Raw genomic sequence first — 13283 nt, 5'->3', positions numbered from 1 at the left:
CCGGGGCCTTTCACTACTACGCTGCGTTCGAATTACTGAACGTCGTCGTCAACCCAGTCGAAGGTCTTGGTGACGGCCTTCTTCCAGAGACGCATCTGGCGCTCACGCTCGGAATCCTCCATCTGCGGGGACCAGCGCTTGCCTTCCGCCCAGTTCTGCTCGAGTTCGTCGGTGTCGTTCCAGAACCCGACGGCCAAGCCGGCAGCATAGGCAGCACCCAGCGCCGTTGTCTCGATGACCTTGGGCCGGACCACGTCCACGCCGAGGATGTCTGCCTGGAACTGCATCAGGGCATCATTGGCGACCATGCCACCATCCACGCGCAGTTCGCTCAGCGGCACGCCGGAGTCGGCGTTCACGGCGTCCAGCACCTCGCGGGTCTGGAAGGCGGTGGCTTCCAGGGCGGCCCGGGCGATGTGGTTCTTGTTCACGTAACGGGTCAGGCCCACCATGGCACCGCGCGCATCCGCACGCCAGTAGGGTGCAAAGAGTCCGGAGAACGCCGGCACAATGTACACGCCGCCGTTGTCCTCCACCTTGCGGGCGAGCTCTTCGATCTCCGGGGCGCTGTTGATGATGCCCAGGTTGTCGCGCAGCCACTGGACCAGGGAACCGGTGACGGCGATGGAACCCTCGAGGGCGTAGACCGGCTTGGCGTCGCCCAGCTGGTAGGCAACGGTGGTGATGAGTCCATTCTCGGAACGGACAATCTCCTCACCGGTGTTGAAGATCAGGAAGCAGCCGGTGCCGTAGGTGTTCTTCGCATCGCCCTTTTCGAAGGCGGCCTGCCCGAACGTCGCCGCCTGCTGGTCGCCGAGGATGCCGGCCACCGGGGTCTCGCGCAGCAGCTGCGAGCCGGCAACCATGCCGTACACCTCGGACGAGGACTTGATCTCCGGGAGCATGGACTTCGGGATGCCGAATTCCTTGAGGATGTCATCATCCCAGGTCAGGGTCTCAAGGTTCATAAACAGGGTGCGGGAGGCGTTGGTGACATCGGTGATGTGCACGCCGCCGTCCGTCCCGCCGGTCAGGTTCCAGACAATCCAGGAATCCGTGTTGCCGAACATGAGGTCCCCCGCCTCAGCCCGTTCGCGCGCCCCCTCTACGTTGTCCAGGATCCACTTGATCTTCGTGCCCGAGAAGTACGTTGCCAGCGGCAGGCCAACGGTGTCCTTGAAACGGTCGAGACCGCCGTTTCGGGCCAGCTCGTTGACGATGGGCTGCGTGCGGGTGTCCTGCCAGACAATGGCGTTGTAGACGGGCTCACCGGTGTTGCGGTCCCAGACGACGGCCGTTTCACGCTGGTTGGTGATTCCGACGGCGGCAATGTCGTGCCGGGTCAGGTTCGCCTTGGACAGGGCGCTGCCCACAACCTCGCGGACATTCGTCCAGATCTCCATCGGATCGTGCTCGACCCACCCGGCGTGCGGGAAGATCTGCTCGTGTTCCTTCTGCCCGGTGGAAACGATGTTTCCCTCGTGACCGAAGACGATGGCACGGCTGCTCGTGGTGCCCTGGTCAATGGCGATGATGTACCTGGGATTGTCAGGCATTGTTTCTGCTCCTTGCGGTGGGGGTCTTTGGGGGTGGCGGGCCGGCGTGGCCCGGCCGGTTTCGCTATACCGGAAGCGGGAGGGGAAGCTGTGCGCCCACAAGGCCGCCCAGGGCGCCGCCGATCAGCGGTCCGACTACGGGCACCCAGGCGTAGGCCCAGTCGCTGCTGCCCTTGCCGGGGATGGGAAGCAGCGCGTGCGCGATCCGCGGTCCGAGGTCACGGGCGGGGTTGATGGCGTATCCGGTGGGACCGCCGAGTGAGGCACCAATACCGAGCACGAGCAGTGCCACAGCCAGCGGGCCGAGTCCCGAGGGGGTCCCGGCGAAGGCAACGATGATGAAGACCAGAACGAAGGTGCCCACAATTTCGGTCACCACATTCCACCCGTAGGAACGGATGGCAGGGCCCGTGGAGAACACGCCCAGGATGTTGGCGGCGTCAGGCTCGTCGTCGAACTGCTTCTTGTACGCGAGCCAGGCCACCACCGCACCGATAATGGCGCCGACCATCTGCCCGGCGAAGTAGACCATGGCTGCCCCGAAGGAAACCTCGACGCCGTCCGCGAACTCGTCCGCACCGCTGGCCCACAGGCCCACGGTCACCGCCGGGTTGATGTGTGCACCCGAAAGTGCGGCCGCGTACACGCCCGCAAACACACCGATGGCCCACCCCCAGTTGACCATCAGGAACCCGCCGCCGGCACCCTTTGTTTTGGCCAGGGCCACGTTCGCCACGACACCGCAGCCGAGAATAATGAGGATGGCCGTGCCGGCCAGCTCGCTGACGAAAACTTCTCCCAGAGTCACCATCGACTCCTCCGATCATTCGTATCTGTCCACGACCCAATTGGGAGGGCGGACTGTTGGGTTCTATGCAACCAATCTTTTGCAAGAAGCGCCATTACCTTAGCCGACCTGTTTGACCCCACGCCAACCAACGGGTGGCAAAACAGGTAGTCAGGACGGGATTCGGCCGTCTGCCGGGACCTCGGTAAAGTCGTCCTATGCAGCCTGCAGCGCGAATCCCGCTCAATAACGGCGTCCTGATGGACGAGGTTGGTTTCGGTACATACAAAATCCCGCCCGACGCCGCAGCAGGGCTGTGCCTGGACGCCCTCGGGGCGGGGTACCGCCACATCGACACTGCAGCCCTGTACGGCAACGAAGCCGGGGTCGGCGAGGCCTTGGACTCCTTCATAAGCGGAGGCGGTGCCGGGCGCAGTGACCTCTTCGTCACGTCCAAGGTCTGGAACACGGACCAGGGCTACGACTCGACCCTGCGGGCCTTCGACGCGTCCCTCGCCCGGCTGGGGCTGGACTACTTGGATCTCTACCTGATCCACTGGCCCTGCCCGGAGCGCGGCCTGTTCATCGATACCTACCGTGCGCTTGAGGCGCTCTACGCCGAGGGCCGGGTCCGGGCCATCGGCGTCTCGAACTTCCAGCCCGCCCACCTGGAACAGCTGTTGGACGCGACCGGAATTGTCCCCGCGGTAAACCAGATTGAGCTGCACCCCTGGCTCGCCCAGGAGGAACTGCGCCAGCTGCATCAGCAGCTCGGTATCCGCACGGCCGCGTGGAGTCCGCTGGGCCGCGGGGCGGTTCTGGCGGATCCCGTCGTCGTGCGGATTGCCGCAGAACTGGGCCGCACCCCGGCGCAGGTGATCCTCCGCTGGCACCTGGACCTGGGCAACATCGTGATTCCCAAGGCGAGCACCCCGGAGCGGATCGCCGGAAACCTGGACCTGTACTCCTTCGGGTTGACCGACGGGCACCGGACAGCATTGAACGCACTGGACCGCGGCCAGCGGTCCGGATCCCATCCGGACGAGGTGAACTGAATGTCCGGCACCGCCGCCCGCCGCACCCCAACGCCGTCGGGCGCCCCCGCCCCCTTCACCCGGACACCCGCCGTGCGCTCCTTTACGGTGGACGGCACGCAGCAGGTCTGCCGGGACTTCCCACCAGTGAACGACGGCGGCGCCGGCCTTCCGCCGATCTTTATGGTCCACGGCTTCCGCGGCGACCACCACGGGCTGCTGCGGATTGTCGAAGCGCTCCCCCGCCACCGTGTCCTGGTGCCGGACCTTCCCGGTTTCGGCGCCGGTGCGGCCCTTCCCCGCCCGCACGACGTCCCCGCGTACACCGCTTTTGTCCGGGACGCGCTGGCCGCCCTGGACCTGGGTCCGGACACCGTCCTGCTCGGCCACTCCTTCGGCTCGATCATCGCCGCGCACCTTGCGGCGGAGTCGCCGGAACTCATCAGTGAGCTGATCCTCGTTAACCCCATCTGCGAGCCTGCGCTGGAGGGTCCCAAGGGGATCACCAGCAAGGCTGCGGAACTCTACTACCGGCTGGCTGCGGCCCTGCCGGAAAAACCCGGTATGGGGCTGCTGCGCAGCCCGGTCATTGTCCGCGGCATGAGCATGCTGATGGCGAAGACCCGGGATCCGGGCCTGCGGCGCTGGATCCACGCCCAGCACGATGCGTATTTCAGTGCCTTCGCCAGCCGGCGGGTGGTTTTGGATGCCTTCCGTGCGTCCATCAGCGACACCGTGCGCGACGTCGCCGCCCGGCTGCCCATGCCGGTGCTGCTGATTGCCGCCGAGCTGGACGACATCGGCTCGGTGAAGGGACAGCGGCGGCTCGCGGAGCTGGTCCCGGATTCGGAGCTGCACGTCCTGCCCGGCGTCGGACATCTGGTGCACTACGAAAAGCCGGCTGAGGCAGCCGAAAAGATCGAGGATTTCCTGTCCCGGAGGCATACATGAGGCTGCGCCTGGCCGTAGACGCCCGGTTTACCCGCATCGACCACCACGACGGCATCAGCCGGTACGGGGCCAGCCTGATCGAAGCCGTGAGCGCGCATGCCGACGTCGTGATGCTGATTTCGGACGAACGCCAGCTGGCCCTGCTCCCCGACCTGCCGTGGGTAAAAATCAACAGCCCGCTCTCTCCCGCGGAGCTGTTCGTCGCCTTCCGGCTGAACCGGCTGGGCGCGGATGCCGTCTTCTGCCCCATGCAGACCATGTGCAGCTGGGGCCGGAAGTATCCGTTGATCCTGACCCTGCATGACCTGATCTACTACCAGAACCCGACACCGCCGTCGTTCCTGCCCCTTCCGGTGCGGGGGCTGTGGCGGCTCTACCATCTGGCCTACTGGCCGCAGCGGCTGCTGCTGGACAGGGCCGACGTCGTCGCCACCATCAGCGACACGACGCGGGCGCTGATGTCCCGCCACCGGCTGACGAAACGCCCGGTCCGCATCGTGGCCAACGCACCCCAGGCGGGTGCCGTGCCGCGGGACCCGGACGCGGGGGCGGAACCTTCGCTGCTGTATATGGGCTCGTTCATGCCGTACAAAAACGTGGAGACGATCATCCGCGGCATGGAACATCTGCCGGGCTTCACCCTGCACCTGCTCAGCCGGATTACCGATGCGCGGCGAAGCGAACTGGAAGCGCTGGTTCCCCCCGGCGCGCGCGTGCAGTTCCACAACGGGGTCACCGATGAGGAGTACGACCAGCTCCTGCGCCGCACCACGGCGCTGGTGACCCTCTCGAAGGCCGAGGGCTACGGGCTTCCGGTGATTGAGGCCATGGCCGTGGGCACACCGGTGGTTGCCAGCGACATTCCGATCTTCCGCGAGGTTTCCGGCGGTGCGGCGCTGCTGGTGGATCCGGATGATCCGGCGGGCTTTGCAGCTGCCGTGGAGCAGCTTGGGGAGCCGGGGCGGTGGAGGAAGGCGTCCGACGCCGGAGTGGACCGGGCGGCGGACTACAGCTGGGGTGCCTCCGCAGGCCAGCTCATGGAAGCGGCCGGGGAGGCTGTCCGCCTGTTCCCCGGCCGCCGCCGTCGTCGTTGATCCCTACTTGCCGCTGATCGCTACTTGCCGTTGATCCCTACTTGCCGAGGTTCACGATCATCTTGCCCTTGTTGGCACCCTTCATCAGGTCGATGAAGGCCTGCGGGGAGTTTTCGAGTCCGTCCACGAACGTCTCGTCGTAGCGGACCAGGCCTTCCTGCAGCCAGCCGGTCATCAGAGCGGCAAACTCGTCGGCGTACTGCTTGTAGCTGCCCACCAGGAACCCGCGAAGTGTGATCTCCTTGCCGATGGCAATGGCGAGGTTGCGCGGGCCGACGGGCGCATCGTTGTACTGCGAGATGGCGCCGCACATGGCGATCCGGCCGAACTTGTTCATGACCGAAAGGGCCGCTTCGAGGTGCTCGCCGCCGACGTTGTCGAAGTAGACGTCAATGCCGTCGGCCCCGGCGGCCTTCTTCAGCGAATCCTTCACGGGGCCGTCGTGGTAGTTGAACGCCTCGTCGAAGCCAAGATCGAGCAGCCGCTGGACCTTTTCGGCGGACCCGGCGCTGCCGATGACCTTCTTGGCCCCCATGGCCTTGGCGATCTGGCCCACCACGGCGCCCACGGCGCCCGCGGCTCCCGAGACGAAGACGACGTCGCCCTCCTTGAACTCAGCCACCTTGGTCAGGCCGGCATAGGCAGTCTCGCCGGTCATGCCCAGCACACCCAGGTACGCGCTGGCCGGAGCGGCATCCGTGTCGATGACCCGCGCGCGGCGGCCGTCCAGGACGGCGTAGTCGCGCCAGCCCAGTCCGTGCAGCACCTTGTCCCCCGGCCTGTGGTCCGGTGAGCGCGACTCCACAACTTCGCCGACGGCGCCGCCCTCCAGCGGAGCGTCGAGCTGGAACGGCGGTACATAGGACTTGGCATCATTCATCCGCCCGCGCATGTACGGGTCCACGGACATGTGCAGGTTTCGGACCAGGACCTGGCCCTCCTGCAGCTCGGGGACAGGGACCTCCACGAGGCGGAAGTTCTGCTCCGTGGGCCACCCTTCAGGGCGGGAAGCAAGCTGGATTTCGCGGCCGGTTGCGGGGTAACTGCTCATGGAGTGAACCTTACTGTTGGGGTTGATGGTACGAATCGCTGCGGTTAGTCCGCCACTATTTCGCCACGGCCTGCCGCAGGGCGGCGGTGACCTTGGCAAGGGTCTCCTGCAGGCTTTCCAGGTCCTGCGGTGCCAGTCCGGCGGACTCGGCGAGCCGGTCCGGCAGTTGCCGGGCGTGCTGTTCAAGTGCACGTCCGGCATCGGTGAGGTGGATACGGACGCGCCTTTCGTCCTCGGCCGCACGGATGCGCTGCACCAGTTCCGCTGCTTCCAGCCGCTTGAGCAGCGGCGAAAGCGTTCCGGAGTCCAGGTCCAGCGCCTCCCCCAGGTCCCGGACGCTTTGGGCGTCTTCCTCCCAGAGCAGCGACATCACCAGGTACTGCGGGTAGGTCAGCCCCAGCTCGTCGAGCATCGGACGGTAGAGGGCCGTGGCCGCCCGGGAGGCGGAGTACAGCGAGAAGCACACCTGCCGCTGCAGTGATTCGTTCATTTCCCCACCGTAGGCCCAAATTCAATTGTGCACAACCTATTTTTGGCAGCGCTTTCCCTTTCCGGCTCGATTCCAGTTCCAGTTCAGGTTCCGGGGTGGGGTGCTGGCCTATGCTGTTCCGAATGCAGATCATCCCGGATTACCGCCGCACCGCCAGGCGCCGCAGCTGGAGCGACCTTCCGCCGGTCCTGCAGGAGACCTTCAGCACGCGGCTGGGCGGCAGCATCACCTCGGTCGAGCCGGCGGGCGGCGGTTTCACGCCGGGTTTTGCCGCGGTTCTGGTGTCCGACGCCGGGGCACGCGTGTTCGCGAAGGCCGCACCGGCGTCGGACTCGGTGATCTACCCGTCCTATCTCCGCGAGTCGCAGGTGGTTCCCCTGATGCCGGCGGGGATGCCCATGCCGGCACTGCAGGCGACCGAGAGCCTGGTGGCCGACGGTATTGCCTGGCAGCTGCTGATCTACGAAGCGGTGGACGGATACATGCCGGGGCACCCCTGGACCCAGGCAGACCTTGCTGCGCTGGAAGCTGCCTGCAGCGCAGCCGCCCGGCTTCTGGCCGGCTTTCCCCGTGCTGCTGCGGGCACCCCGGTGGCCGACGATATGGCCGGAGTACCAACATGCTTCGCCCCGGTGGCCGGTGGCGGCCCTGCTCCGTGGTTCCTCCCGGACCTGACGGCTTCTGAAGCCCGGATGTTCCAGGAACTGCTGGAGCTGTGTCCGGAAGCCCTGGCCGGCGACTCCGTCATTCACGGTGATCTCCGGCCGGACAACATCCTGATCAGTTCCGGCCGGGCACTGATCTGTGACTGGAATTTCCTCGGTACCGGTGCGCCGTGGCTGGACTGGGTCGGGGTGCTCCCCTACGTGCGTGCCGACGGGTTCGACGTCGACGCGGAGCTTCAGCGCTCGCTCCTTACGCGGGACGTTCCGGCGCGGCATATCGACGCCTGGCTGGCGGCTCTGCTGAACTACATGATCGATTCGGGCAACAAGCCGGAAGTCCCCTCCAGTCCGCATCTGCGCAGCCACGGCAGGCACACCGCACGGTTGATCTACGCGTGGCTGGTCAGCCGGCTCGGCTTACGGGGGTAGCCCGGGCCGACTTCCACAATGTTGAGGTCAAACAGTCCGATGATGAAGGGCGCCAGGACAATCAGCGTGGCGGCGCTTCGGGTGGTTGGTGCTTCCGGTGACTGCTCCGGTAATCCGCTGGGGCCTACCGCTTGCACCCGACCATCTCCCGCGCGGCCATAGATCAGCCACCCGGCATGGCCTTCTGGACCTTCCTGCCGCCGGGATTCAGGACAACCCTGAAGCTCTGATTTCCTGACCCGAAACGCGGAAAAACGGGTAGTCAGTTGCGTAAATTTTCCCTTTAGATGCGACTCTCAACTGACTAGACTCGAATACATGTTCGAATACACCCCCACTGCTTCGCATCGTGAGAGGGCACCCTTGGGTTCCCACTCCACGGTGTTCGGCGCCTGGGTGGAGTATCTGGCTGAGGTTGTCCTCGATCCCACGGGCCCGTCTGATGCTGTCGCTGGTGCGGGCTTGCCGTCGGGCACCACTTCCGCAGGCGGTGGCCCCGCCGCACCCGCCGTTACCCCTTTCACCGGCCTCATTTCCCAGTCCGGCAGCTCTTCCGGGCGCGAACGAGGCACCGCCTCAGACGGGGATTTGATCGACCAGCTGCGTGCGCTGGAAGAGCTTAAGGCAGCCGCTGCAGCTGCGCAGGCGCGGATCGCTGCGGCATTCGATGCGTCGCAGCGCCGCCTGCAGGTGCAGGCCGGAGTGGAGCGGGAAAATCTGGGCCGCGGGGTCGCAGCGCAGGTCGCTCTGGCCAGGAAGGAATCCCCCAACAAAGGCGGAAGATTGCTCGGTTTCGCCAAGGCCCTCACCACGGAAATGCCATACACGCTGCAGGCTCTGACGCTTGGAAAAATTAATGAGTGGCGTGCGACGCTGCTGGTCCGCGAAACGGCATGCCTGTCTGCGGAGGACCGCCGGCGCGTGGACGAGGAAGTAGCCGGTGATCTCCCGCTCCTGGAGTCTCTCGGCGACCGGCAGATCATTGCCCGTACCAAGGCTGCTGCATACCGGTTGGATCCGCAGGCTGCGGTGAACCGTGCAGCGAAGGCCGTTTCCGAACGCTTCGTCTCCTGCCGTCCGGCACCGGACACCATGACCTACCTGACCGGATTGCTGCCGGTGGCCCAGGGCGTGGGCGTTTATGCGGCTCTTTGCCGCGAAGCCGACCGCCTGCGCGCCGCAGGCGATACCCGGGGCCGCGGTCAGATCATGGCGGACACCCTGGTGCAACGGGTCACGGGCCAGGCGGACGCGGGCCAGATGAAAGTCGAGATTCAGCTGGTCATGACCGACCGGACCTTACTGGCCGGAGATTCCGAACCAGCGTTGATCCCCGGATACGGACCGGTTCCGGCTCAGTGGGCCCGGAACCTGGTTCGGGAGCGGGCCCGGGACCTTGACCGAAATCGGAGGCGGGACCGGGACCCAGCCCGGAATGGGGACCGGGATAACCATCTGACAACGCGCAGGGGTACATCCGGGAAAGAGGCGGAACGCTGGATCCGGAGGCTCTATACGGCCCCGGAATCCGGCGAACTGGTGGCGATGGATTCCCATGCGCGGTTATTTCCCACCTCTTTGGCCCGTTTTATAGCTACCCGGGACCAAACCTGCAGAACACCCTGGTGCGGAGCTCCGATCCGGCATCTGGACCATATCCAGCCCCACCGCCGGGGCGGACCAACGAGTGCGGCCAACGGGCAAGGCCTGTGTGAAGCGTGCAACCATGCCAAGGAAGCGCCGGGCTGGAGCGCGCGGACACGAGGACCAACCGCAGATGGGCCGACTGCCGTCACGGGAACCGGAACAGGTACCGGCCTCCGCAGCACGGTGGAGACGACCACACCCACCGGACATACCTATCGGTCTACCGCACCTCCCCTGACGGGAAAACCGCCATCGATTCGGGTGCCCGGCCTGGTCGAAGACTTGCCCGGTATAGACCGGACCATTGAACACCGGACCGTCAAAGACCAGACCACTGAAAACTCACCCGCCGAAGCCTGCCTTGTCGATCTGATTTGGGCAGCGTGACGTGGATACCGATACCCCGACTGCATAAGGAGCCCCCATGAGACTCGGACCTCATCTGCACCGCATCGGCAATGACATCGTTGCTGCCTATCTGGTCGACACGGAGGATGGTGTAACCGTTATCGACACCGGATTACCCGGGCATTGGGAGGACCTGCTCACCGAGCTGCAGGCAATGGGCCGCCCCCTGGACGATGTGCGCGGAGCAATCCTGACCCACGGCGACAGCGACCATGTCGGCTTTGCTGAGAAGCTGCGGCAGAAAATGGGCATACCTGTGTTTGTGCACTCCCTGGACGCTGAACGTGCCCGTGGCGGCAATAAGCCTAAAACCACCATGGGTCCGTGGAGGGTTTTCCCTCTGACTCAGTTCGCCCTATACGGGCTGCGTAAGCGTGGCTGGCGCCCAAAATATCTCGCCGAGGTCACAGAGGTGGCAGATGGAGACGTCCTTCCGCTGCCTGGCTCACCACGGGTGATCGGCATGCCTGGTCATTCGCCGGGCAGCATCGCCGTCCACGTTCCGGCCGCGGATGCCGTCTTCGTCGGCGATGCACTGACTACCCGCCACGTCCTGACCGGGGTGTCGGGCATTCAGCCCGCACCGTTCACCGACGATCCGGACGCAGCCCTCGATTCCCTCGGCCGGCTCGCGGGCGTCGAAGCCAGCTGGGTGCTGCCCGGGCACGGCGCTCCTTGGCGCGGCAATCCCGAAGCTCTACAGGACCTTGCCCGGCTGGCCATGCAACAAACGTCCAAGGGGGAAATCTAGGTGGTCAAATTCACCGCTCTTCCGGTCAATTCGCCTGTGCGCAGAGCGGGATACTGGGAAATGTACGCCATTGAACCAAGTCTGCCGGGGTACAGCTAGGCGCCTCTGACTAAACCCGGCGGGAAAGGGGATCCCCGGGTGAGGATGCCAATCTTGAACCATCGGCACTGGATGATCCACGGAGTACCCCGTGGGCTGTTTGGCCAGCTGTCCCGCCTAGGCAGCGCCGCCCAGCTGGCGCTGCTTTCCCTGCTCGGTGCCAGCGCCATCCTGTTGGAACTGCTGTAGCACTACCCCTTAGAGAACGTCCGTGCCGTCCACCCGGATATAGACGGGATCCCCGGTCCGGCGGGCCGAGGCAGCCGCCTTGGTCGAACGCAGCGCCGCGGTCATGGCCGGAGCCGCGTTGTACGGGAAGAACAGCAGCGTGCGGTAGCGCCCGCCCGCGCCACCCAGTTGCCCGTCCGGAGCAGGGGTGGCGACTGCGGTTGCCAGGGGCGCCGGTCCCACCGCACGGACACCCTCGGGCAGCCCGAGCCGGGCGGTAAACGCTTCCAGCCCCTCCCGGGAACCGGTCAGCTCGGCATAGCGCACAGCCGGAGGCAGCCCGAGTTGGCGCCGGAGCTCCAATTCCCGTTCCGCCGCCGACGCCGGGTCCCAGCGGAGCAGGTGCCCGACCGTTGCCGTGTCGTCAGCCGTCACCACCACCAGGCCTTTTTCGGAAGCGGGACGGACCAGGGCCGCTGCGGTGAACCAGCGCCGCAGGGTGTCCTCGCCTGCCCGCAGGGATTCGCGCGAGAGCATCGCGTTGCCGTCCAGCAGGATCGCCGCGGCGTAGCCGCCCGCTGCAACGGGCTCGGCTCCGGGGGTAGCCACCACCAGCGCCGGAGTATCGGGGATGTCGGTGCGGATGTGGTCCCCCGCAGAGGAGATGACAGTGGTGGAAGGGAAAGCGCGGCCCAGTTCCTCGGCAGTACGTCCGGCCCCCGCGGTGGAACCGCGCAGCTGGGTTCCGCCGCAGTTTCCGCAATGCCACAGCGGTTCGGGGCGTCCGCACCAGCGGCAGGCAGGGATCCCGTTCCTGCTGGCCAGTCCCAGTGGACCGGAACAGTTCCGGCAGCGGGCAGGTTCGCGGCACTCCTGGCAGGACAGTGCCGGCGAAAACCCGGTCCGCGCCACCTGCACCAGCACGGGGCCGCGGGTCAGCCCGTCCTGGGCAGCCTTCCACGCCGCGTGCGGTATGCGTGCCCGTGCGGCCAGCGGATCGCGTTCCATCGTGAAGGAGTCGGTAGTGCTGACCACGCGCGGGGCGTGGGCACGGACGGTTGAACGCTCCGCGGCAATGCCTGCAGCCCAGCCGCTGGCCACCAGCCGCTGGGCTTCAGTGCTCCTCGAATGCGAGGCCATAAGCAGGGCCGCATCTTCCAGTTCGGCACGAAGCAGCAGCACGTCGCGTGCGTGCTGGTACGGTGCCCGCTGCTCGGCGTGCAGCTCATCGGCGTCGTCCCAGATGACGGCCAGGCCCAGGTCCCGGACCGGTGCATAGGCGGCGGACCGCGTCCCCACGGCTACCCGGACATCGCCGTGCAGCAGCTGCAGGAAACTCCGGTACCGCGGCGTCGGTCCGTCTTCGGCGGTCAACCGGACAAAAGCGTCGGCTCCGATGCGTGCAGTGAGCGCAGCCTGCAGCCTGGCCAGGTCTTTGTTGTCGGGCACCACGACGACGGCGCCGCGCCCGGAGAGCAGCGTGGACCGGACGGCTTCGGCAACTTCGGCCGGCCAGTCCCGGGGACCATATCCGCCGAGCGAAGAGAGCACGGCACGTGGACTGTGGCCTGCGGCAAGGTGGGTCAGGAAACGTGGTCCGTGCGGGTACCGCGTCAGGGGGTTCGTCCCGGCACCCTCCGGTCCCGCGGGGATCTCCTTTGGCCCGGTGGCTGTTCCCCCGGCAGCTTCAGCCCGCGCCGCGGCAGTGAATTCCTTGTCCACCCGTGCCGCACGCGGCGGAATGGCCACCCGAAGCACGTCATGCACGGTTCCGGCGTAGCGTGCGGCGACGGCCTCGGCCAGGCGCAGGATCTGCGGAGTGAGGACCGGCTGCGGCGAAATCACCTTGCCCAACGGCATCAACCGTGCGGTGGTGTCTGCTTCCGCCGCGCGCTCGGTGATAAAGCCCGGCAGTTCCTGTCCGCCGAAACGCACCTTGACCCGGGCACCTGCCACGGCGTCGGCGTCGAGGTCGGCGGGGACCAGGTAGTCGAAGGGGCGGTCCAGATGCGGCAGCGGCGAGTCCAGCAGCACGCGCGCAATCGGGAGGGCGGAAGCGGGCTGGGCCTTGCCCACGGCCTTTTCCGACGGCGTGAAGCCGTGCAGCAGGGACAGCTGCACGGCTTCTCCGGAACGGTCCGCAGGCATGGCCG

12 protein-coding genes are annotated in these 13283 nt (G+C 66.3%); 7 read left to right on the top strand and 5 right to left on the bottom strand.

Features of this window, described 5'->3' with window-relative positions:
* Positions 1 to 32: 32 nt before the first annotated feature.
* Together glpK and QNO10_RS06630 are read right to left on the bottom strand one after the other, a co-directional pair.
* On the bottom strand, positions 33 to 1556 hold the full coding sequence (gene glpK / locus QNO10_RS06635) for a glycerol kinase GlpK (protein WP_229948506.1): 1524 nt from the start codon (positions 1554 to 1556) through the stop codon (positions 33 to 35).
* Positions 1557 to 1620: 64 nt separating this feature from the next.
* A complete protein-coding gene (locus QNO10_RS06630; protein ID WP_229948508.1) occupies positions 1621 to 2364 on the bottom strand; it encodes an MIP/aquaporin family protein in 744 nt (247 codons plus the stop codon).
* A 197-nt stretch (positions 2365 to 2561) separates the two neighbouring features.
* On the opposite strand from QNO10_RS06630, the gene QNO10_RS06625 reads away from it, so the two are divergent.
* From QNO10_RS06625 to QNO10_RS06615, 3 genes are read left to right on the top strand one after another with little or no spacing between them, the layout of a single operon-like run.
* Complete coding sequence (locus tag QNO10_RS06625) at positions 2562 to 3398, top strand: aldo/keto reductase (protein WP_229948510.1); 837 nt, start codon at positions 2562 to 2564, stop codon at positions 3396 to 3398.
* Complete coding sequence (locus QNO10_RS06620; protein WP_229948512.1) at positions 3399 to 4328, top strand: alpha/beta fold hydrolase; 930 nt, start codon at positions 3399 to 3401, stop codon at positions 4326 to 4328.
* Between the two features lie 2 nt (positions 4329 to 4330).
* Positions 4331 to 5422 (top strand): glycosyltransferase family 4 protein, encoded by a 1092-nt coding sequence (locus tag QNO10_RS06615; RefSeq protein WP_229948916.1) that lies wholly within the window; start codon positions 4331 to 4333, stop codon positions 5420 to 5422.
* A 37-nt stretch (positions 5423 to 5459) separates the two neighbouring features.
* Here the strand turns inward: QNO10_RS06615 and QNO10_RS06610 are convergent, their stop codons facing one another.
* A complete protein-coding gene (locus QNO10_RS06610) occupies positions 5460 to 6473 on the bottom strand; it encodes an NADP-dependent oxidoreductase (protein ID WP_229948514.1) in 1014 nt (337 codons plus the stop codon).
* 55 nt (positions 6474 to 6528) lie between these two features.
* Complete coding sequence (locus QNO10_RS06605; RefSeq protein WP_229948515.1) at positions 6529 to 6963, bottom strand: MarR family winged helix-turn-helix transcriptional regulator; 435 nt, start codon at positions 6961 to 6963, stop codon at positions 6529 to 6531.
* A gap of 122 nt (positions 6964 to 7085) precedes the next feature.
* On the opposite strand from QNO10_RS06605, the gene QNO10_RS06600 reads away from it, so the two are divergent.
* The 4 genes from QNO10_RS06600 (at position 7086) to QNO10_RS06585 (ending at position 11151) form a co-directional block, all read left to right on the top strand.
* Positions 7086 to 8057, top strand: coding sequence for a phosphotransferase (locus QNO10_RS06600; RefSeq protein WP_229948518.1), 972 nt, complete (start codon positions 7086 to 7088; stop codon positions 8055 to 8057).
* A 318-nt stretch (positions 8058 to 8375) separates the two neighbouring features.
* A complete protein-coding gene (locus QNO10_RS06595; protein ID WP_229948519.1) occupies positions 8376 to 10091 on the top strand; it encodes an HNH endonuclease in 1716 nt (571 codons plus the stop codon).
* A gap of 37 nt (positions 10092 to 10128) precedes the next feature.
* Positions 10129 to 10863, top strand: coding sequence for an MBL fold metallo-hydrolase (locus QNO10_RS06590; RefSeq protein WP_229948521.1), 735 nt, complete (start codon positions 10129 to 10131; stop codon positions 10861 to 10863).
* A 153-nt stretch (positions 10864 to 11016) separates the two neighbouring features.
* Positions 11017 to 11151: a hypothetical protein gene (locus tag QNO10_RS06585; protein ID WP_269437825.1), complete on the top strand. Its 135-nt coding sequence runs from the start codon at positions 11017 to 11019 to the stop codon at positions 11149 to 11151.
* 9 nt (positions 11152 to 11160) lie between these two features.
* Here the strand turns inward: QNO10_RS06585 and QNO10_RS06580 are convergent, their stop codons facing one another.
* Entirely contained in the window at positions 11161 to 13278 is a 2118-nt protein-coding gene (locus QNO10_RS06580) for a primosomal protein N' (RefSeq protein ID WP_229948523.1), read from the bottom strand.
* Positions 13279 to 13283 lie beyond the last annotated feature (5 nt).

Source organism: Arthrobacter sp. zg-Y919, assembly GCF_030142045.1.
Lineage (GTDB): Bacteria > Actinomycetota > Actinomycetes > Actinomycetales > Micrococcaceae > Arthrobacter_B.
Note: the sequence above shows the minus strand (reverse complement) of the source record. Positions and strands in the feature narration are given on the sequence as shown.

What these genes read in the sequence shown, in the direction of transcription:
- QNO10_RS06590 (WP_229948521.1), top strand. Translation starts at nt 10,129, where the DNA reads ATGAGACTCGGACCTCATCTGCACCGCATCGGCAATGACATCGTTGCT.
- QNO10_RS06625 (WP_229948510.1), top strand. Translation starts at nt 2,562, where the DNA reads ATGCAGCCTGCAGCGCGAATCCCGCTCAATAACGGCGTCCTGATGGAC.
- QNO10_RS06610 (WP_229948514.1), bottom strand. Translation starts at nt 6,473, where the DNA reads ATGAGCAGTTACCCCGCAACCGGCCGCGAAATCCAGCTTGCTTCCCGC.
- QNO10_RS06605 (WP_229948515.1), bottom strand. Translation starts at nt 6,963, where the DNA reads ATGAACGAATCACTGCAGCGGCAGGTGTGCTTCTCGCTGTACTCCGCC.
- glpK (WP_229948506.1), bottom strand. Translation starts at nt 1,556, where the DNA reads ATGCCTGACAATCCCAGGTACATCATCGCCATTGACCAGGGCACCACG.
- QNO10_RS06580 (WP_229948523.1), bottom strand. Translation starts at nt 13,278, where the DNA reads ATGCCTGCGGACCGTTCCGGAGAAGCCGTGCAGCTGTCCCTGCTGCAC.
- QNO10_RS06620 (WP_229948512.1), top strand. Translation starts at nt 3,399, where the DNA reads ATGTCCGGCACCGCCGCCCGCCGCACCCCAACGCCGTCGGGCGCCCCC.
- QNO10_RS06595 (WP_229948519.1), top strand. Translation starts at nt 8,376, where the DNA reads ATGTTCGAATACACCCCCACTGCTTCGCATCGTGAGAGGGCACCCTTG.
- QNO10_RS06600 (WP_229948518.1), top strand. Translation starts at nt 7,086, where the DNA reads ATGCAGATCATCCCGGATTACCGCCGCACCGCCAGGCGCCGCAGCTGG.